This window comes from Enterococcus sp. MSG3299 (assembly GCF_050555765.1).
In the GTDB taxonomy this organism is placed as follows: Bacteria; Bacillota; Bacilli; order Lactobacillales; family Enterococcaceae; genus Enterococcus; species Enterococcus faecalis.
The window spans coordinates 116,365-137,312 of the sequence record NZ_CP187869.1 but is presented as its reverse complement, the minus strand read 5'-3'; the positions used below and the strand labels follow the sequence as shown (position 1 = coordinate 137,312).

The 20,948-nt window shown below is 37.8% G+C and carries 12 protein-coding genes; 2 read left to right on the top strand and 10 right to left on the bottom strand.

The window, feature by feature from the left end; all coding sequences use genetic code 11:
- Positions 1-124: 124 nt before the first annotated feature.
- The 5 genes from IGL23_RS00695 to fss1 all read right to left on the bottom strand — a co-directional run bounded on the left by IGL23_RS00695 (position 125) and on the right by fss1 (position 12,828).
- Positions 125-3,229: a glycosyl hydrolase family 28-related protein gene (locus tag IGL23_RS00695; RefSeq protein ID WP_033595323.1), complete on the bottom strand. Its 3,105-nt coding sequence runs from the start codon at positions 3,227-3,229 to the stop codon at positions 125-127.
- Positions 3,226-3,465, bottom strand: coding sequence for a hypothetical protein (locus IGL23_RS00690; protein WP_002356115.1), 240 nt, complete (start codon positions 3,463-3,465; stop codon positions 3,226-3,228). The genes IGL23_RS00695 and IGL23_RS00690 overlap by 4 nt, the downstream gene beginning before the upstream one ends.
- Positions 3,466-3,809: 344 nt before the next feature.
- Positions 3,810-5,315, bottom strand: coding sequence for a helix-turn-helix domain-containing protein (locus IGL23_RS00685; protein ID WP_002390358.1), 1,506 nt, complete (start codon positions 5,313-5,315; stop codon positions 3,810-3,812).
- Positions 5,316-5,396: 81 nt separating this feature from the next.
- Entirely contained in the window at positions 5,397-6,311 is a 915-nt protein-coding gene (locus tag IGL23_RS00680) for a diacylglycerol/lipid kinase family protein (RefSeq protein ID WP_002387466.1), read from the bottom strand.
- A gap of 418 nt (positions 6,312-6,729) precedes the next feature.
- Positions 6,730-12,828, bottom strand: a complete 6,099-nt coding sequence (gene fss1, locus IGL23_RS00675) for a fibrinogen-binding MSCRAMM adhesin Fss1 (RefSeq protein WP_154230824.1) — start codon at positions 12,826-12,828, stop codon at positions 6,730-6,732.
- Positions 12,829-13,538: 710 nt separating this feature from the next.
- Here fss1 and IGL23_RS00670 point away from each other — a divergent pair.
- Positions 13,539-15,026 (top strand): helix-turn-helix domain-containing protein, encoded by a 1,488-nt coding sequence (locus IGL23_RS00670; protein WP_010711885.1) that lies wholly within the window; start codon positions 13,539-13,541, stop codon positions 15,024-15,026.
- Positions 15,020-16,504 carry a helix-turn-helix domain-containing protein gene (locus IGL23_RS00665; protein WP_033595329.1) on the top strand — a complete coding sequence of 495 codons (1,485 nt, stop codon included), beginning with the start codon at positions 15,020-15,022 and terminating at the stop codon, positions 16,502-16,504. The genes IGL23_RS00670 and IGL23_RS00665 overlap by 7 nt, the downstream gene beginning before the upstream one ends.
- Positions 16,505-16,860: 356 nt before the next feature.
- On the opposite strand, the gene IGL23_RS00660 is transcribed toward IGL23_RS00665, so the two are convergent.
- From IGL23_RS00660 to IGL23_RS00640, 5 genes are all read right to left on the bottom strand, one after another.
- Positions 16,861-17,040, bottom strand: a complete 180-nt coding sequence (locus IGL23_RS00660) for a hypothetical protein (protein ID WP_002381345.1) — start codon at positions 17,038-17,040, stop codon at positions 16,861-16,863.
- A 20-nt stretch (positions 17,041-17,060) separates the two neighbouring features.
- Entirely contained in the window at positions 17,061-18,296 is a 1,236-nt protein-coding gene (locus IGL23_RS00655) for an MFS transporter (RefSeq protein ID WP_430619665.1), read from the bottom strand.
- 410 nt (positions 18,297-18,706) lie between these two features.
- Positions 18,707-19,012, bottom strand: a complete 306-nt coding sequence (locus IGL23_RS00650) for a hypothetical protein (RefSeq protein WP_033594353.1) — start codon at positions 19,010-19,012, stop codon at positions 18,707-18,709.
- A complete protein-coding gene (locus IGL23_RS00645) occupies positions 19,009-20,406 on the bottom strand; it encodes a DUF2974 domain-containing protein (protein ID WP_033594354.1) in 1,398 nt (465 codons plus the stop codon). Before IGL23_RS00645 ends, IGL23_RS00650 begins: the two co-directional genes overlap by 4 nt.
- Positions 20,406-20,921, bottom strand: coding sequence for a hypothetical protein (locus IGL23_RS00640; RefSeq protein ID WP_033594356.1), 516 nt, complete (start codon positions 20,919-20,921; stop codon positions 20,406-20,408). Before IGL23_RS00640 ends, IGL23_RS00645 begins: the two co-directional genes overlap by 1 nt.
- Positions 20,922-20,948: the final 27 nt, after the last annotated feature.

The window sequence follows — 20,948 nt, the reverse complement described above, 5'->3', positions numbered from 1 at the left end:
GAAATTCAAGTACTTTTGTGTGTTTTTTCACTAAAAACTGTAGTTCTTTTAATTTTATATGAAAACATCCTGAAACAAGTCCTATTTCTTGTTTCAGGATGTTTACTTATCCGTTTTTAAAGAGTTATCTTTTCACTTTAAAACAATAGGTTGCTATGGCTAACGATAAAAAGCTCAGGCCTAGAAAGCTCCCAACTGCTGAAGATTGTTCCCCTGTTTTGGGGAATTTTTTCTTGGCAATTTTGGTCGTATTATCCGCTTTTTTGACTGTTCCTGACGATTCTTGATTCGTCTGTATCTGTTTAGTTGCTTGGTTTTCTGCTACTGATTCCTTTGTTTGACTAGCCTTGGCAGAGGGCTTTGAATTACTTTGAGCGTCATTAGGATCTTGATTAGACTCTACCGCGTAAATGACAGAATTCTGGCCTTTGTTTTGGCTGCTTTCATTTACAGTGCTTGGGGTGCTACTCTCACTTGTACTGTTGGTTGCGCTGGTCGTACTTGAAGCACTACTTTCGCTGGTACTACTTGTTTTACTGGTTGTACTTGGTGTGTTGCTTTCATTTGTATTGCTTGTTTCACTTGTCGTACTTGAGGTACTACTTTCGCTGGTACTACTAGTTTCGCTGGTTGTGCTTGGCGTGTTGCTTTCACTCGTACTACTGCTCTCACTTGTCGTACTTGAGGTGCTGCTTTCGCTGGTATTACTGGTTTCGCTGGTTGTGCTTGGCGTGTTGCTTTCGCTGGTACTACTGCTTTCACTTGGCGTGCTTGAGGTGCTGCTTTCGCTGGTATTACTGGTTTCGCTAGTTGTGCTTGGCGTGCTGCTTTCGCTGGTATTACTGGTTTCGCTAGTTGTACTTGAGGTGCTGCTTTCACTCGTACTACTGCTCTCACTTGTCGTGCTTGGCGTGCTGCTTTCGCTGGTACTACTGCTTTCACTTGTCGTGCTTGAGGTGCTGCTTTCGCTTGTGTTACTAGTTGTCTCTGTTGATTTTTCAACTAACAGAAGTAACGCCGTTTTTATGGTTTGTGTTAATTGATTAATACGCTTTTGTGCATCTGCAGGCGTTTTAAAGCCACCAAGTGTTGGCTCTAATAATTCTTCATCTGACCAAGCAAGCAGTTGTTGTAACTGCTTAGAGCTTCTTTCGCCAGTTGTTGTATCTATTAAGGCTTCTTGCATGGCTTGCCAAGAGTCTGTGGTATATACAGATTCGTCTAATTTATGAACGCTTGCCAGTTCATTTTCTGCTTCTGCACGCTCTAGCGTGATATCGGCTTTTTTGACTAATACTTTCATTGCAGATTGCAAATTACTTGTTAACTGATCCACTTGTTCTTGAGTTTTGTCCCCACTCACCTGACCTTCTGCTAACAATTGTGTCGCCTGCTGATAATAGGAAGAAACAATCGTTTTAGGCCCAATGGCAGTGAATAGCTGCCAAGAGTAAACCGTATATTGGTTTGCTTCACCAATCGAAGCATAAACGGTTTGTAGTTGGGACAAATCAAGCTTTTTTGCCGGAGCCTCTACCGTCACCGGTACGTTCACTGTTACCAATGAACCTGTTTCATAAGTTAATTGAACAGTCACTTTTTGTTGGCCGATTTCATTTAAAACCTCTGGATTGACGATTTTAGCAGTTGGGACTGCTTCATCCGCGTCATTTGTATTAGCAACCAGTTGCTGCGGATCGATTGATTGTCCTTGCACAATCGTTGTAGCCACAGGGGTTGCTAAAGTATTTCTAACCGGAATTGGCGTATTTTTATATTGCTCATAAAGTGTTGGTGAAATTAACGATTCCCATGTTGCTGGCATTAAACGATAGTCGGCCTCTGTCCAATTTTCTACCAATAATTGGCCGTTTTTAAGGCCATCATCTCGAGTATTGTCTTTCACAAAACTCGTTTCTGGTCGGAAACCACCGCCACTAGCGATTAACAATTCCCGACGTCGGTTTTGCGGAATATTGTGGTAGTTAACAAACTGATTATTGATAAATACGCCATTGAACACATTGTTATTTCCTGTATGTCGATTGTATTCCATTCCAATTGCATATTGATTGTCCCAATACTTCCAATCAAAAATGTTATTAGCCACTAGCCAGTTGGATAATTCTGAAATAGCTCCCTCTGCTTGTGTTTCTGCCAAACCAATCTCTGGTGTTCCATACATAATGAGACCTGTATTTCGCAAATAATTATTCATAATCGTAATATTACGGCCTGATTTAAATTTAAATCCGCCAGCTGGACCATTTTGTAGTCCACGTAAATGATTCCCCACCACCGTGATGTTTTGAGCACCACGGAAATAAATTGCATGATCTCCCACCAGACCATTCAAGTCTTCATTATCATAAGGTGAATAGAAAAAATTATGTTGAACAGTTACATCCTTCAGCATATTAAAAGAATTAACCCCGGTGGATAGATAATTTTGTTCATTAGGTACTGAAATAGCACCAGCTTCAATGGCTGTTTGCAAACGTGTAATAGTCGCTGCTAAATCTGAACGACTGGTACTTTTAATTGCATCTAATTCTGTCACTTTTAACCCAAATAGATTGTCCACGATGTCTACATCTGACATATACTGGAAGCGACTTGGTGTTGAATAACCACCAATGTAAATCGCTCGGTTAAAATCAATCTTGGGTTGCATGTGTGCTGTGTCTCGCATGAAAATATTGCCTGAAATCTTAACGCCAATGTCTGCATTTAAATTGACCACAAATCCTTTTAATGGATTATAGAAGATATTGTTTGCTAGCGTTAATTGATTCGTCAATTTCAAGGTCACATTGATGCCGTCAAAAGCAATATTTTGAAGTCGTACATTGGTTTTCGTCCCGTACGTTGTGTCTGTTAGCTGAATCGGTGCACCTGTAGCATTATGTAAAATAGTGGCTCCTGTTGTATCGCCAATTAATTGATAATTTGAAGAAATCGCAATATCTTTTGACAGAGCATAACTTCCCTGTGGTAAAAATAATGCCCGTCCTTCCTTTGCTGTCTGACTCAGTAATGTCTGTAACTTATCTGTTTGATCCTCTGTGCTATTAGGTACCATCGCTTGCGCACCAAAAATTGTTGCATCTGTTGCATCTGTTGCATCAACTGGTTCAGCCGCTTCAGTCACCATTGGTAGACCAACCACCGTCAATAAACCAAATAGAAGAATAAGTATTGTTTTCTTCATGTGTTTTCCTCTTTTCATTCCGTTACTTCCAACGGCTTATTTTGTAAAAGTTGATACAGCGTAATAACACGACTGTCTTCGTATGCATAAATTTTTTTGAATTTTGGATTCATATGTAAGATACTTGTTACCTTTAACAAGTTTTGATTTGTGACTTCTAATTCTAAGGCCTCAACCAATTCCTTTAATCGAACACCGGCACTATTTTCTTCACAACTTAAGATTTCTTCAATTTGTTCCATCCGTTTTTTCATTCTATCCCGCCTTCCTTCCCTTGCTCTTTCTATTATATAGAAAAATTCTTGTGAGAACCCTCAATATTTTTTAACCGCCTGTTAAAAAAAGTAGTAGTTCCTTTACTATCAATAGCTAATCATCTATTATTTACGATAAAAAAAGCAAAAAAAGTACCTTTTTGACATAATTTTCAGAAGAATTGACGCAGTATTTATTAAAAAACAACGAGAAAACGTCAATAAGTAGGTGTTGATTACCTACTTATTGACGTTTTCTTCTTGTCTTTTTTTACTTTTTAGAAAAATTTTTTTACAATTTATCGGACATATACCTCAAAAAAGCCCATTTTTTTGATTTTTTATTAAAGTGACGTGGTTCTTTTCTCGTTAATTTTTACTATTTTTTGGTTCAAACGATTATATTGCTCAAACGTTAACTCACTTGAAAGTAAAAAGATCTCTGGATGGCCCGTTTCTACATCTGCCAAAGAAGTCACTAATAGTAAATCAATATTTTGCCATTCTTCTTTGCTTGCTTCACTGTATCGTAAAACTTCCAATGCATAGAACCGACGAAAATTATTTTCAATCGAAAGTTTCACCCGTTCTTCTTCCAGTACTGGCAAGCCTGATTTTAAACCTAAAACAATTTTTTGTTCGCGATGAATTAAATCATCGGAAAGCGCCAAAACACTAGAATAACGCAGAGCCAAAAATTCTTTATTTGTAAATAATTCATTGCCTGTTTGTTCGTAAAGTTGATTTAAGCCTTGGCTTAATTCTTCTAAAAGAACCGGATATTTTTCTTTAACTTTATTCCAAAAGACATTGTACATTTTCACATTTTGGACATAGTAAAGTTCGGCAAATAAATGTGTAGCAAACAAATAATAAAAAATTTGCGGACGAATTTTCTCCAATTGCGGCGTCATGTGTATTTCTTCTAATAAGAAATGTTGGACTAAATGAGTCAACATATAAACAGGCGCTTCAGACTCATCAAAATGCGCTAAAATTGCTTGTGCAGTGGCTTCATCTTGATAAAATTGGTCATTGGCTAACAAGAAAAAGTACACAAAAGTTAAATCGTTTTTGTTAAGGAAAAGGGTTGTAGCTGTCATCTCTTCTATAAAGGCCTGGTAATGTTTATTACCTTCTAAATAAGTTTCTTGCTCGGCTGAAGGTCGATATTCGGCGCCTTGCGCACTCCGGACTTTTGAGATAGCGACCATATATTTAACTCGGCGTGTCACCGTTTCCGCAACTTCTACGTTGAAAAAAGCCATCATTTTTTGGACAGTTTGTGCGACTTCCGTTTCTTGTATATAGTCAAAAGGCCAAGTATCACGGATTAAGTCCATAAAAATAGTGTAAGCAAAATGGCGCAAATACGCTTCATTGCCTTCAATTTTCCAGGTACTTTTATTAATTACTAAACCCAATGGTGCTAAAATTTCTGTAAACCCTTTGAGCAAGCGCCGAATCGTGGCATCACTAGTATGATACTTTGCTGTCGCTGGCACAATTCCATTAAATCGACCCCAGAATAAATCTTCCATTACTTGATAAGTTAAACTATCCCGAAAAATTGCTGTATAAAGTTTCTGGAACGCTTGGCTAGACGCCAAGTTCAAGCGATAACCATGCCCCTTTTCAAAAGCCAAAGAAGCATCATTATCCACAGCATAATACGTAATGTCATCTTTTAGAAGCTCTACGTATTTTTTGACTGATTTTTTGTTTAATTGTAATTCTTCTGCTAACTCATTGATGTCAATCCAGCCTTCATTAATTGGCAAGTTTCTTAAAATAATAATTTTAGAAACGACATCTGTATCGAATATATCAACATATTCATCCCATTTCACTGTTCACTCAACTGCCTCTCTTCTGTTCTATTGTACACAAAATGAGAAATCTATTCCACGAAAAAATAACAGTTGTTTCTTTTATTCTTTCGTAGATGTGGACGTTTCAGGAACAAACACGTTGAGTCCCCCAGCTTCCACCGTTACTTTAATCGGTAAATCATCGGTAGGGTCGCCATCTGTTCGTGTTTGGACTTTCTTGTCTTTTTCGCCACTAATTTTAAATTGACTCCCAGAGAAATACACGACACCAGGAATTTCATTTAATTGTCCTCTGATAATTTTAGGTAAATAATAGACAAACTTGTAAAAAACTAACTTAGGTAAAATGATAATGTGCACTTCGCCGTCATCTGGCGTGGCATTGGCATCGAAATTGGTAAAGCCGCCAGCAGAATTCGTCATGGTCATCGTTAATAATTGGGCTTTGCCATGCCAACGTCTTTCATCGCCATCAATTTTTAGTTTGTATTTTTTCTTTTTCATTAATAAGCGGAAAAATTGCTTTGTAAAGGCTAAAGGACCATATTTTTGTTTCTCCTGTTGGGTCACATTTGCTGCTGTGTCCGCTAATAGTCCAATCGTTAAGGTCGAAATCATCACATCTTGATTTACCATCCCAAAATCAACTGGCGTGGTCTGTCCTGCCAAAATAGTCTCAAAGGCGTCTTCTTCTTTCAAAGGAATACTTAACACACGCGCAAAATTATTGACTGTTCCACCTGGAATAATCCCTATTTGATAGTCACGAATGGTGTCTTTAAAATTTTGAACGGCATGATGAATGGTCCCGTCACCACCAATGACGACCAAGACACCCACTTGATTTTCTTTGGCATTTTTCCGCATTTCTTCAGGATCAATGTCTGGATTGGAAGGTTGCAAAATAACCGCTTCCCCTCTCGCTTCTGCAGCTTTTTTAAAGCGTTCTGCAATCTCTTTACTTTCACTACTTCCTGAAGTTTCGTTGTATAAAACCATCATCTTTTTCATCATTCTATCCTCATATCTCTAACTAAATTTCTTGCACATGTAAAGTGTACAATATTTTAGCCAAAATACCTAAAGATAGCATCGAAAAACAAAGGCTGAGGCACAAGCGGTTATCTCCAAGAACCCAGTAAGTTCTGTTCAAAGACTAAACTGCGATGAAGGCTTACCTGAGAATGTCAATAAGAAGGAGCTGCTTTTGTTCAGTTGATTAGCTTAAGATGAAAAAAGAGGTCGGTACAGAACCGTTTAGCTCCGAGAAATAAGAAGAAATTTCCGAAAATTGCTCTTTAATTTTTGGAGAATTTCGGCTTATTTCCGAAGGAGTTGGTTCTGTTACCGCCGTTTATAAGGTTTTGAGCCTGGAACAAAAATCCAAAGTGATTTTTGTTCCAGGCTCTTTCTGTTTTTTTATATCTTTTGCTTATTTCTTGCTCTTTTTATAGAAGAGCCGACTTGCCAAACTGACCAACAGGAGGCCGATAAAGACAAAGAAGTAATTGACTTGTGTGTTGGTTTTCGGTAAACCAAGCCAACCTGTCTCTCTAGCTGCTTGTTTCGTTGTTGGCTGATTTGGTTTTGTTTTTTTGGATACAGGTTGTTTCTCGTTAACAAACGTGCCCGCATCCACGAGTTCAGGTTTGTCTTTCGCTGTTGCTGCAATAGTAAATGCGACAGCTTGCTTAGACAGTTGGTAACCATCCGGTGCTTTTGTTTCCACAAAGGTATATTTTCCTGGTTGTAAGTGGTTCACTTGAACTAACCCTTGGTTGTCAGAACGTAATGAACGAGCGACAGTTTGCCCTGTCACTGCATCTGTCACTTTAAATTCAGCACCTGCTAAGGCATTCTTTTGCTGATCAATTTTCACCAGCTTGGCAGCACCTTGGTAATTAATAAAAGGTGCTTTAAGTACCACAGTGGCTGGTTTGCCTTGGTTGTCTTTGGCAATCGTAAAGCTTGCGCTTGGCGTTTCATTAAGAAGATAGCCAGTTGGCGCTTGTGTCTCCACAAAACGATACGTTCCCGGTGCTAAGTTTTTCGCAATGACTTTGCCTTGCTTGTCAGACATCAGATTGGTTTGTCCAGCTACGGTTTGCCCTGTTTCATCAATGACCTTAAACACCGCACCTGCCAATGCTTCACCTGTTTCGTTTTCTTTGGTTAATTGAGCAGTTCCTTGATAATTGATAAGATCGCCTAAAGCAATTGGCTGCTCTTTTCCTAATTGCGCGGTTACATCAAATGGATGTGGCGTTGTGTCTAACAGATAGCCTGTTGGTGCTTTCGTTTCCACTAAAACGTAATGCCCTTCATTCAGCCCTTTAGCGTAAATTTCGCCAGTCTTATCCGTTGTTATTTCAGAAACCTTTTCTCCTGCACGATTCAAGAATGTTATCGGTGAACCTTGTGGCTGATTCTGCTCATCGGCATTGTAAATTGCAAAAACTGCACCCGCTAAGGTTTGACCTTGCTCGTTGACTTTACGTCCCATTACTTCCGCTTGATAATTTACAAACTCTAACTCATCTAGTGGTTGTTTATCATTTGAATTCTTCTTCACTACAAAATAAATGGGTTGTTTATTGACGATATAGCCATCCGTTGCATCCAGTTCATCTAATTCATAACTACCAGCGCCTAAATCCTCCATAGCCAATGAACCATCTTTTTCAGCAGTTACTTCTCTTTCAAAGATTTTTTCCCCGTTTTCGATTCGATACAATTTAAAAATCGTTCCTGGAAGTGGGTTCGCATTGGCATCAATTTTCTTAAAGACGGCACGTCCTTTGAAATTGGCGAAGGCGCCTAATTGGAAGATCTCCGGATCACCTTTGAAATCACCACGAATTTCTACTTTTACTAATTCAGGATAAATAATATAATCTGCGCCATCTGGTAATTTTGGTGCTTTGATTTCTTTGTAATAATAGGTACCTGGCGCCAAGTCTCTAAAGATAATTTTGCCATCTTTGCCACTCGTTGCTGTAATCCCTAATGATTGTTTATTGTGATTATATAATTCAAAAACAGCACCTGCTAATGGTTGGTCTGCGCTATTCGTTTTCACGATTTGGAAAGCCCCTTTGTAATTCACAAAGTTGTCACTAGCAACCACGACCGCTGGTTTACCAGCATTTTTCTCAGCAATTTCAAATGGGACTGGCGTGGTATTTAATAAATAGCCTGTTGGCGCTTTGGTTTCTACAAAGCGATATTTTCCTGGGGCTAAGTGCTCTGCAACAATTTCCCCTTGATTATTTGTCGTCAAGCCTGTTTGAATCGTTTCTCCCTTCGCATCAAGCACTTTAAATGTCGCACCACTTAATAAGTGTCCATTCACATCTTTTTTGATTAATTTAGCCGTGCCTTGATAGTTAACAAAGTTAGCCGTTGCTATAACTGTTGCTGGTTTGCCCCGATCGCTTGCTGCAATCGTGAAAGCACTTGGTTCAGTGTTTAAAAGGTACCCTGCTGGCGCTTTGGTTTCCACAAATTGATATTTTCCTGGGGCTAAATCCGTCACTGTGACTTTTCCGTTTGCATCCGAAACTAAGTGTTCTCGAACTGCTTGTCCTGTGGTGTCAAGGACTGAAAATTCAGCACCTGCTAATGGATTGCCTGCTTGGTCTTTTTTAATTAGTTCAGCAGAACCTTGGTAATTAAGCATTTTAACATGAACATCACGAATTTGTCCGCTCGTGTTTTGTGTCACAATGAATCGTTTGGGTGTCGTGTCTAAAAGATAGCCTGTCGGTGCTTCGATTTCTGTGAACTGATAAAGCCCTGGTTTTAAACTATCCACCTCTAACTGGCCATTTGCGTTGGTTCGATCCGGCGCAAGGGAAACTTCTTCCCAATGAGTAAACGGCGTGGTTACGGCATGCTCTAATTTAAAGCGTGCATTGACTAATTTTTTGCCCTTCTCATCTGTTTTTTCTAAAATTACTTTACTGACATCGTTTTTAATAATGGTTGGCTGTGCATCATCTGCTGAAGTTTCTTCATCAATAGTAATGACTTGGCCTTTAGCTAGTTCGTCCGAAACTGTATAACCTTCTGGTGCTTTTGTCTCCACCAAAATGTATTGCCCTTGCGGCAACCCACCAAATGTGATAACCCCAGTGGCGTCTACTGTACCTTCACGTAGGACTTGTGTTTTAGCTTGGTCCCAAATTTGGAAATGAGCGCCTGCTAAAATAGTCGTCCCATCCATGGCTGTTTTCTTCAGCTGAATTTTGCCTTTGGTCCCTGTGGCATGCCCGCCACTGTGATCAATGTCAACGACCACATCGCCATTGTCATCCCCATGAACGACTTCTGAACCATTTCCAGTAATTGACACTTGGTTGGATACCGTGTCTGTACTCCCCGCCGCTGAAGAAGTCACTAAACTACGATATTCCATATAATAAGGTGCTTCAATATGGGCCATTTTAACGACAATTTTTTGTTGTCCTGTTTCATTATCGGTGGTAACTTCCAGTGTGTAATCTTTTCCTTCTTCTAAAATAACAGATTTATCTGGCGTAATAGTTCCGTCTTCTGTTACGTTGGTACCGTAAATCACCAATGACTCGGGATCTAACACTTGGTTTGGTGAGGGTGTATCAGTAATAACCACATCGTCTAAAACCGATTGGGCGCCATTGATCATTACATGCCAGTACACATGATCTGGATCATCTTTGTGGTATTCGCCACCTTTTTTCACTGATTCGCCACCATGTTGAATAGAAACTTTTCCTGTCACATCACGTGAAGAACCTTGGTTTGTATAAGATGCGGTGTTGTCATAACTAGCCGAACCTTCGATAACTTTTTCATCAACAGACGTCTTAAATTCAATCACATACGTACGACTATCATTAGGAAAATCAACACGCCAAGTATTTTGGTTTTTCTCGCTTGGTTCTTCCATTGTGATATCCGTCAACGGTTGCGCTGGTTTCACTTTTTCAACCGAACCATCTGGCTTTGTATTGCCTTCATAGACTTTCAAGCTCCCAGCCAAATAGGTTTGATTGGCTAAAATTGGATCCGTCAAAAAGGCGTCGACTAAACGATTATTACTTAAATTAACCGCAAGCGTCCAAGTGATTTCTTTGGTAACGGCATTGTAAACACCGCTTTTTTGCGCATTTAAATCAAAAGCAGGTAAAGGTTTAAACGGTTTACTATCTTCTGAATGATGATTGTTTCCTGCTTCATCCGTCCAATCAATGGCAGCAGTATTTCGGTAATGGTCTAACGCGGGATTGTTAGCGTCTAACTCGGTAACATCGAAAAAGGTAGTATAGGTTATGTGGAAGGCATCACTTGTTTTGGCATACGCCCCTATAAAACTTAACTTAAAGCCTGTTTCACCATCTGCATTATGAGTTATTTCTACCTTGTAATCTTTACCTAACGTCAACTGAGCACCAGTGGTTGTATCTTTGACAACCAACGAATTGGGTACCATGGTTAAGCCAGGAACTGGTTCGTACGTATCCGTAATCACGGCATTTTCCATCAAATAATTATTTTGATTCACAGCTAACGTCCAACCAATCGTCGAATTTTGATAATCAACTGCACCAGTGTTTTTAATAATATTTTGTTGACTGGCTGTGCCATCACCTTCTGAATGCTGACCAGTGCCAACATCCACACGATTATTCACGGCAACATCGCCTTCGACAATTCCATCAACTTTGGTTTTATAATCAATCTTGACTGCACCAGTCACATCATGTAAAAAGTCAATTGCAAAGGAACCGTCTCCGTTGATTACCACTTTGTAATCTTTTCCTTCCACAAGTTCTGCTCCAACGACTTCATTTCCTTTGTCATCAAACGTCACTGAATATAAATGTAAAGAATCTGGTTCAAACGTTAAATTATCGCCCATTGTGTCTGTAATGACTGCTTGGTCTTTTGGAATGGTTTGTTCACCATAGTTGTAGTTAATTTCCCAAGTGAATTCTTGATTGGCTTCGTCGTAATCTATATTGCGCTTGTCTAACATTTTGCCATATGTGGCGGTAACAGTTGCTTCAGCATCTAACCCATTTGGATTATTATCACTTGTTAACGTCGCGTGATTTTTAAAAGGCACATCGCCGCCGCCATCTGGAATAACCGCCTCGTCAATCGTCGTTTGGTACTCAAGACGATACGCTTTGTTGGTGTCACCTTTAATCGTCACATTGCCATTTTTATCAACGGTATATTCATCTGGACTAAGTTCGCGACCCACTTCTTTAATTGTTCCATCAAGATTCATCACTAACTCATAGACTTTCACGGACTTAAAGGTATTCCCTGTTGGCCATGTTTCCGTCACAGTTGGATTTGTTTGATCTTTCATCGCTTGATTGATATCTACCGTCCAAGTAATCGCACTAGGATTGGGCGTTCGATCAAAATGGCCTTGTTTATCAATTTGTTGTTCGGTATCTGGGACAATTGGAATCACTACAGGCGGCAAATCTTCTTGTGTAGGAATATCAATCACCCAATCTCCTGGACCCCGCCCATCTGAATCATTCAAATGAGTATCTAAAGAAAAGTCCCCGTGAATGTCACTTTCAGACGTGATTCGCTCATTAAAGGTAAAACGAACCGTACCATCTTCACTAATTGTGTAGGTTCCATAGACATTGCCTTCTGCATCAACTAAATCACCTGAACCGGGTTTATTAGGTTTCAAATTGCCAGGTAATTGAAACTCAAAGTAATCGCCTGCTTTCATTTGTTCCCGCACATCTTCTGGAATCGACCAGTTAAAGTTCCAATGAATGGTCACATCTTCTTTATACGGCGGTGTTGCTGGTGTGCCATCAGGATTTAAATAAATCGGATCTTCAAAATTATCGATAATCGTTGTTTCATCACCTGTAAAATAGTCACTGATATCTGTTGGTCCTGCTACGCGCGGTTTGACAGTCGTCGATTCAGTTGTTTTACTTTCTATCGCTTTTGTCGTGCTGGCGACAGTTTCTTCGGACGAACGAGGAACAGAGGAGTTTATAGATGCTTCTTCTGTTGAACCTTCATTCGCTGATGCGGCTGGCGAACTCGTGATTGCCGTTGATTCTGTCGGATCAGTACCAGTATTTAACGTCAACGCTCGTTGCTGTTGTCCATAAGAAAACGTCACATCTTCTGTAGCTGTAGGGTTCAACGTTAAGACTAACGTATCTGCTAACGCTTGCTGATTCAATTCAATTTGAATCTGTTTCTTCTGGTCATCCACTTGAATCTTGCGCGTATTATTGGGCGCTGCCCAATGTGCAGCTTTGATTGACACATTGGCACTATAATGCACTACAACCTCTTGTGTTACTGGTTGTGCTTTTCCTTGAAGCGCTAAGGTCATTTCTTGCTGGCTGGTTTGCTTCACTTCTCCTAACGTTAACTGGCCATCGCTGTTAACCTCTTCCGCCAAAGCCATGAGTGGTGTTCCATAATTTAGAACAAGTAACAAACACATCAACCCGTAGAGCCAACGGTTTACCATTGGACCATTCTTTCTCATTTCTTTCATCCTTCCTCTACTAACGACACATAGAAGAGAACGTTCACTTCGTACCAATTTTTTATTTTAAATCAAATAAGTGAGTGCTCTTCTGTTGTCTTTCTTCCTTGCTAAAACAGACAGCCAACACACCTTTTCTTTTTATCTCCTCAAAACGCACTCTTACTTCGAATGCGGATTCATTTTCTGCTTTTTCCTATAGACTCTTCTATAAGAATAAGAAGAGTATAACGGGATTTTTCAGCGAAAATTATCAACAACTTCTCCTCCAAATAGAAAAAGTTGATGAAATCCCAGAAACCCTTTTCATCTTTATGAAAACACGCCCTTATCCTTTCTTATTTTTACTATTCCTCCTTCCACTATACCGTTTTTTTAAATTTTTTTCATAAGAACTAACCAGACAAAAAAGCCTATTTGTATGAGCTATTTAAGCTAAAAAATCAACAGACTCAAATTATCATTTTTGTTATTTAAATGTTTTATATAAACTGGTTGTTTTTCTTAATAATTTTTTGCTCTATCATTTTTTGTCCATATTTTCTTCCATTTGACACATTCAGTTCTTCTTGATTTTTAAGAATAGATACAGTAGCATAAGAACAACTAGTTCTTTCACTGGCAATTGTCAAATGTCATTTAAAAAAGAATGCCCTATCTGTATTATCTGAAAAATCAAACAATCATAACCAATTAGAAAGGTGGTTATTATGCATAACTTATTAACCAAACAGGAAATTCAGTTACTTTCCCTAATTGAATACTTGTATGACAGTAAAGAAAAAGTCCCCATGCAAGTACTCCGACGAAAATATGAATTTTCCCATTACAATATCAACAATTTATTGAATCAATTAACTTTGTTAATTTCTCGAGTCAATACACATGAAAATGTACATATTCGCATCATTAATAATCAACAGTCCATAGAATTAGTCGCCGATGAAAATATCCCGATTGAGTTAATGAAAGAAGCTGTTGTCCGCGGGTCACTAACCTATATGTTAGCCCTGGATTTACTTTTAAAACGCTACACTTCAGCCAAAGATTTTTGTGAAGAACATTTCATTAACTTTTCTATCTTTAAACAAGTCAGTGACCGTTTAAACAATTATCTAGCTAGATTTAATTGTTATTTAAATTTAAAAAGGCGCGAAAAAATTTGTGGCAAAGAGAAAGATTTTCGTAGTTTCTTTTACTCCTTATTTTTCATTTCAGGAACTTCTCTCGTTCCTTTTTTATCTAAAACCAATCAAGCGCAATTGCAGAATTTTATTGAAATCATCAAAAACCGTTATCCTTACTTTACATATACCGATTTACGCAAATTAAAATTAATTATGTCCATAGGTTTACTCCGTTACCAATCTGATTTTACAATCAGCGATTATCCTGAAATTGCTACGATCAATTTAGCCTTTCCTTATTCAGAATTTCAATTATTAGTGAATGATTGTTTTATTAATGAACAAAAAGAACCCGACACATGGCGGGCTGAAATTCGTTTCTACTATGATTTTTTCAGTACATTAACGATGTATTCACTTGAACAAATAGAAACGGTCAACTTTGCCAACTTAGCGATTATGGGCATGGATGAAAGTCCCCATGTCACCTGGATTTTTGAAAAATGTACGCAATTACAGTTGGATTTAAGCGCAATAGAAGTGGTCTTTTTGTTGGTTAATTTATCCAATGCCAGTGAACGACTGATTCATTTCCCTGTGGAAGAGGAATTGAGCTATGAGGTTGCTAATGTCTCTTTGTATGAAAAACAATACCCAAATGTTTCACGAACAACCAACTATTTCTTAAAGCGTTTGCCTTTTGACAAAGAGCACCCACTAGATGCATTATTTAAAGAAACCATTTTTTTAATTATTCGGAGTGTTTTATTAAACAAACAAATTCCTGTTAAAATTTTACTTCATTCATCTATTAATCAGATACAAGAAAATTGGTTAGCGAAGGAAATCAATAATTATTGCGATGTTCCTTTGAAATTTGTTAATCATATTCAAGAAGTGCCTGACCTAGTCATTACTGACAAAAATAATCCGCTTTTTCACGCCAGCAAAACCTTTTATTGGCATCCCGTTCCTTATTTAGACGAATACTATAACCTAAAACAAGTAGTTCGCAAAATTTATTTTGCCAAATTACGTGGGGAAAACAGTTTGGAGGGAATCGGATGTTAACAGGATTACTTGATGTACCTTATCGTAAAAGTTTTGTTCTTTTAGAAGAGTTACTCGAACGTCGTGAAGCAGAAGAACAAACATTGGCGATTTCTACTTTAGCGACTCAATTAAAAATGCAACAAACTACCATTCTACAGTCCGTGGCTTTGCTCCAAACAGAAATTGAAAAAAACGGCTGGGAGAACTTATTTTCTTTATCAGCAAATGCCAAAGAAATCACATTTTGGTTTGCACCCTATTTCCAACTGTCGTTTTTGATGCCCTACTTTGTCAAAAAAAGTTTCGCGTATCAAGTACTGACCTATGCCTTTAACCATAATGCAATTGATAGCAAACATTTTGAAAAAGTCCTAGAAATTTCTTCATCAACCTTTACGCGAAAAATTGGACAATTAAACCAATGGCTCCAAAAATATCAGATTGAAATCAATTTAAAACGTACTAATGTGTTGGTGGGCAAAGAAAAAGATATCCGGATTTTCTTTATGATGCTTTTTTGGAACAATTACTCTGAAGGGGATTGGCCGTTGCACACGATTACTAAAAAAGAAGTCCATAGTCTCTTTCGACGTTTAAAACACTCTGTTTCTTTCAATACAACACAAGATTTTACAAAAGACTTAATTTTTTCTGCTGTGATTTTAGCGCGTTGGAAAGAGGGCTTTTTTATCAAAGAAACTTTCGTGGAGGAAGAAGCGATTGTTAATCCCTTTGTTAATCTGAGTGAATTTGAATTGTTTTTTAAAGAAGAAGCCTTACACCAAGTTCCAACAAAATTTATACAAAAAGAAGGACTTTTTGCCTTTTTCTTATTAACGATTAGTGTCAGCTACGCCACACAAGAGGTCTTGGAAATTCCAGCAGCTCGGATGCATATGGTCCAGCTGTTAGGCTCGCCCATTAAAGAGATTATTTATCAACTGACGTCTTTTTATCAAATTAAATTGACATTTCACGAGTATCTTTATCTATATACTTCTATCCAAAATTTAAGTGTCTTTTTTAAGACCTTTGTTACGATTGCCAATCCATTTGTGCAAGAAAGCTTTTTAAAAGAAGCACTTCAAAAAAATCCGAGTCTCTACAAAGATGTGAAGCGACTTACAATTGAAATGCTTCCAACATTGATGGGCAATGAAAAATTGTTAGTTGACTGCTTGTTCATTCTTTTTTGTACACTGAAAACGAAATCTTTACCACCGATTCGTGTCTTAGTAAGGACCAATCAAAGTAATTTAATTTTAGATACCCTTTATGAAATGCTAAGTAAAGCCGTGGATAAAAAATTAATTTTTGTCGCTTCACCAGAAAAGCCTTTCGATGTAATTATTACAGATATCTTTTCAGAAGTTAGTGTCAAATCAACGATTCCTACTTATTATGTTGATTTTTCCGCTAGCATTGGTGAACTAGCGCAAAGCTTAGAAAATTTAAATACACAAATTGTCACCAAACAAAGTCCACGCCACTTTTAAAAGTTTTCACGTGAAACATTTTAAGTGATAAAAATAAGCAAGAGGAGGTCGGGACAGAAGTGTTTAGCTCCGAGAAATAAGAAGGAATTTCCGAAAATTGTTCTTTAATTTTTGGAGAATTTCGGCTTATTTCCGAAGGAGTTGCTTCTGTTCCCGCCGTTTATCAGTTTTTGAGCATGGAGCAAAAATCCAAAGTGATTTTTGTCCCACGCTCTTCTTGCTTATTTTCTTTAAATTACAAAAAACGCCAAAAGGTAGCAGTTTTTCTGCTACCTTTTGGCGTTTTTTACGAAAATTTTCAATGTTCCACTCTAGTGATACCGAAACGTAGAACATTCATTTACTAACTACTCACTTTACATGACGTTATTATTTTCTGTCACCAATTCTAGCTCTTGCAAGTAATGATCCAAAGTCGCGTGATGTTGATCGACATCGGCTAACTCTGTTTCAATTTTAGCTAAACGCGTGTTCATGCGTTGAATTTCCGTTAGTGTTTGTTGTAAAACGTTTAAAATCCGTTCATCGTTAGGCATTGAAATCACTCCTTGTTCATTTATAGTTCGGAGCCGTGTTCAATCTCTTCAATCGTTTCAAGAGACAAATCTTTGGCATCATTTTTAGCTTTGTGGAAGACCATATATAAAATGGTACAAACGATTGGGATACAGCCTGCTAAGAAGTACATTTGTTGGAATGACATAAAGTTACGTAATTCACCTAAAACGTACGGACCAACCCCTAATCCAAGGTCTAAACCGATGAAATAAGTTGATAAAGCAATCCCGATACGGTGAGGACTTGGGCTTTCTTGAAGACAAACCGCTTGGCCATTTGACATGAAAGTACCATAACCTAAGCCAATTAACCCACCTGAAACTAATAACATCCAACCAGACGTAGTCATACTTAATAAGAATAAGCCTAGTGTTAAGAAAATGTAGCTCGGATACATGACGTAGCGTTCACCTTTGACATCGAAAATCCGACCTGTCGATGGACGTGTTAAGGTAATCACGACTGCATAGACGATAAAGAAGAAGGTGCTGACGTCAACTAAATCGATTACTTTGACATAAGAAGATAAGAAAGATAAGACACTTGAATAAGCAAGACCCATTAAAAAGGCGATAAATGTAATAAATAAAACTTTCTTTTCAACAAAACTATCAAAATTCCATTTAGATAAAGCTTCACGATGTTCAGGTGTTAACTCAATATTTTTCACTGGGAAAATGAAGCAAGCAATGGTTGTTAACAAAATTAAAATAATTGAAAAGTTAATAATGACATGGAAGTTGGAAACATTTAACAATAACATCCCAATAAATGGCCCAATGCCGGCTGCTAAACTAGTACTCAACCCATAATAATTGATCCCTTCCCCTTTTTTATTTTTAGGGATATAGGCGGTAACAATTGCGTTGGTCGCTGTCGAAACGGTTCCGTAACCAAACCCATTTAAAAAACGGACCAGATAAAGAATGCCCATACTTGGCATATACATATACGCAACAGTCGTTAAAAGATAAAACAAAGCCCCATAACGTAAGACTTGTTTGCGCCCAATCAGTTCAAGGAGTTTTCCCATGAAAAGTCGTGCAAGCAATGTCCCGATGATGTAAATTCCTGAGGCCAGACCCGCTTGACCTAAAGTAGCATGTATGCTATCTTGCGCAATCACCGCAATAATAACCATTAATAAATAATAAACAAGATAGACAATGAAATTAATCACTGTAATACTGATAAAGCCTTTATTCAAAAGCTTTGTTGGTGTTTGTTCTGTCATAATTCTTTGAATTCCTCTCTCTTTTGTTCTGTTTATTTTGTGTTGCTATTTTTCAATAAAAGACCGCTATCCCCTCACTTTGATGACTTATCAAAAAATTTTCTGAAATTCATTTGCAGTTATTACTATACGAGATATCCGTTACAAAAAAATGTAAATTTGTGAATGATAAACGTTATCTACAAATAACTTCAACAAATGTTGTTGATTTTTGTTGAAGAAAGAGTCCTCAACTATTCTCAAAATATCGAATGGTTGAGGACTCTTTCTTTTAATTAAAAATAAGTTCACATCTATTACAAACTGTCTATAGTTTGACTCTGTATGTCTAAGACATCGGTTACTTTTTGCAGATTCTTTTGGTATTCTTTCCATAATTTCTCCAATAACTCCATGAACATCCTCCTTCGTTAACTTTTCCGCTGTGCATTTAATTTTCTATACTTTATTTCTAACTCTTCCCTCTGACGGTAAAGTTTTCTCTTAGCATGACTTACTTCTTCTGAAAAGTCATATTCTAATCGGCCAAGCGCTTGTCTCGCTTGTTGTAGTGGTTGCTGATTTTCGGCAATCATTCGAATAGCAGACTGAATGTTATAATAGGTTTCTTCAGCGAGTTGTTGGCTTTTTCTCTGATAAGAAGCTAAGAGCATTTCTTGCTCATCTAACTCCCGCAATTGTCTGCGGCATCTTTCTAGCTCATCGGCTGTCGTCATGTTAAGGCTCCTTTCAGTTGGTTCGCTAATTCTTGATCTCTCTGAACCAATTCATTTATTTTAGCGGTAATTTGTTGGGTTAATTGAACAAATGAAGTTCTAATACGATTGATTTTGCTGAATTTTTTCTGGAAATATTCCAGATCTTGGTCAACCATCGTTTGTTTCGTACATTGGACTTGATCCATCGCCTCTCTCATTTCTGCATACGAAAGTTCTGGTGTATGTCGTTGAATGAGTTGCAATCCGTTTTCCCAATCTTCTTGTAATTCTTGCATCACTTTTTTGTAAATATGTAGGCACTCTTCCATCGCTACATCAAATTGTGATGCGGCGACTTTAACAACCGCTAAGGCTTGACTATCTTCTAAATAAATCCGTTCATTACTAGATAATCCGCCACCGCTCGCCGTTAAAGAAACACGTAATTCATTCAACTGATTAAATTGTTTCAGTTGTTCTTGAAGCCATTTGTTTTCTTTTTTTAAACGGTTGATTTCTGCCAATGTCTCAGGATTCGTGCCGTCGTAAGTCTCCAGCCCACGGATTCTATTTTTATTTTCTAAAATCTGCTGCGCCAGGATGGTTTGCTCGATTGCAACGCCACCATGCCCATCTGAATAGACAGCAATATCGCCAAATTTATCAATATAATTACCGGCATCATCAGTTTTAAACATATCCAAATCATGGCCAAACGTCTTTTTAACCCAACTGACAATTACGCCACTATAATTATCAACTCCAAAACTATAAAAAGGAATTTTCCCTTGTCCACCTGTTACAAAACTGCTGGTGACCGCATCTGAAGTATCATAGAAATTAATAATTTGACCTTTGTAGTTTTTAATTTGTTCGTCTGTCAATCCTGAACCAGCCGCACCATACGTGATGGCATTGTAGCCTTTCAAAACCGCAACGTAAATTGCTTCGGCACCACCAAGAGAATGACCTGTCGTGTTAATTGTATAGCCATCTTCTGGAGAATATTGACGCTCAATCTGACTGGCATATGTTAAAGCAGCTTGGAACGCTCCAGCTTGGTGTTTGTCATTAAAGCCAATTTCTCGAAAATTGGTTTTCCAATCTTGCCATGATTTGGTACCAGCGTAGACAATGGTGAGATTTTGGTTGATTACGGATTGGGGATAGCCTGGTACATTTTTTAAATCAACCTCTTCTTTACCCTTGTATTCATCTTTGAGTTCTGCTACTGTCATGGCTTGCATGCTATTACTTCTTGGTTCATGTTCGTATCCGAGGGTATCTTTATCAGTATCGATGGTATTGATTACAAGGTACTTCGCCCCTTTGTATTTAATAACATCTCCTGAATTTGTTGTTTCTTTCTGCACTCCATATACTGTTTCAGAAAATTTCCGATAGTTATCCATTACTTTATCCCTCCTTCATAATACATAATTTTATTCTTGGACATTGTTACAGAAGTTGGCTGTTCTTTTTCTTCTAAAACATAATTATTTCTCGTATTTCCTGGATCCAAACTATAGCGAAATTTTCCTGTTTCTGCTGAGATAGTACTTAATGTTGTATTATCTTCATACACATCGTTAATAATAAATTCGACCTCTAAACCTTTCATTGGTCCTATTGAAAAACTTGTAAATTCTATTTTGGTAATGTCGGAGTATTCTCTTAACGCACTTAATTTATTAAAATACTCCTCTTCTGAAATACTTCCTTTTCCCTTATTAAACTCTTGATAAATCTCTTCGACTTTTTTTTGATTTCTCGTATAAATCCGATAGTTATTATACAAATAGTTCGCTAAGTCTGTTTGGATTTCGTGTAGTTTTGCTTTTTCTTGTTCGTCCATGTACCATTTCCCTCCAATTCCTATGATTAAAATAATGAGTAATCCGATTAACCATTGCTTCCTATGTTTCACTGATTCACCTCCTTGTTCTTTATGTAC

Bases quoted from the DNA above. Each gene is read 5' to 3' on its own strand.
- IGL23_RS00695 (WP_033595323.1), bottom strand. From the start codon at position 3,229: ATGAAAAGAGGAAAACACATGAAGAAAACAATACTTATTCTTCTATTT.
- IGL23_RS00690 (WP_002356115.1), bottom strand. From the start codon at position 3,465: ATGAAAAAACGGATGGAACAAATTGAAGAAATCTTAAGTTGTGAAGAA.
- IGL23_RS00680 (WP_002387466.1), bottom strand. From the start codon at position 6,311: ATGATGAAAAAGATGATGGTTTTATACAACGAAACTTCAGGAAGTAGT.
- fss1 (WP_154230824.1), bottom strand. From the start codon at position 12,828: ATGAGAAAGAATGGTCCAATGGTAAACCGTTGGCTCTACGGGTTGATG.
- IGL23_RS00670 (WP_010711885.1), top strand. From the start codon at position 13,539: ATGCATAACTTATTAACCAAACAGGAAATTCAGTTACTTTCCCTAATT.
- IGL23_RS00665 (WP_033595329.1), top strand. From the start codon at position 15,020: ATGTTAACAGGATTACTTGATGTACCTTATCGTAAAAGTTTTGTTCTT.
- IGL23_RS00660 (WP_002381345.1), bottom strand. From the start codon at position 17,040: ATGCCTAACGATGAACGGATTTTAAACGTTTTACAACAAACACTAACG.
- IGL23_RS00655 (WP_430619665.1), bottom strand. From the start codon at position 18,296: ATGACAGAACAAACACCAACAAAGCTTTTGAATAAAGGCTTTATCAGT.
- IGL23_RS00650 (WP_033594353.1), bottom strand. From the start codon at position 19,012: ATGACGACAGCCGATGAGCTAGAAAGATGCCGCAGACAATTGCGGGAG.
- IGL23_RS00645 (WP_033594354.1), bottom strand. From the start codon at position 20,406: ATGGATAACTATCGGAAATTTTCTGAAACAGTATATGGAGTGCAGAAA.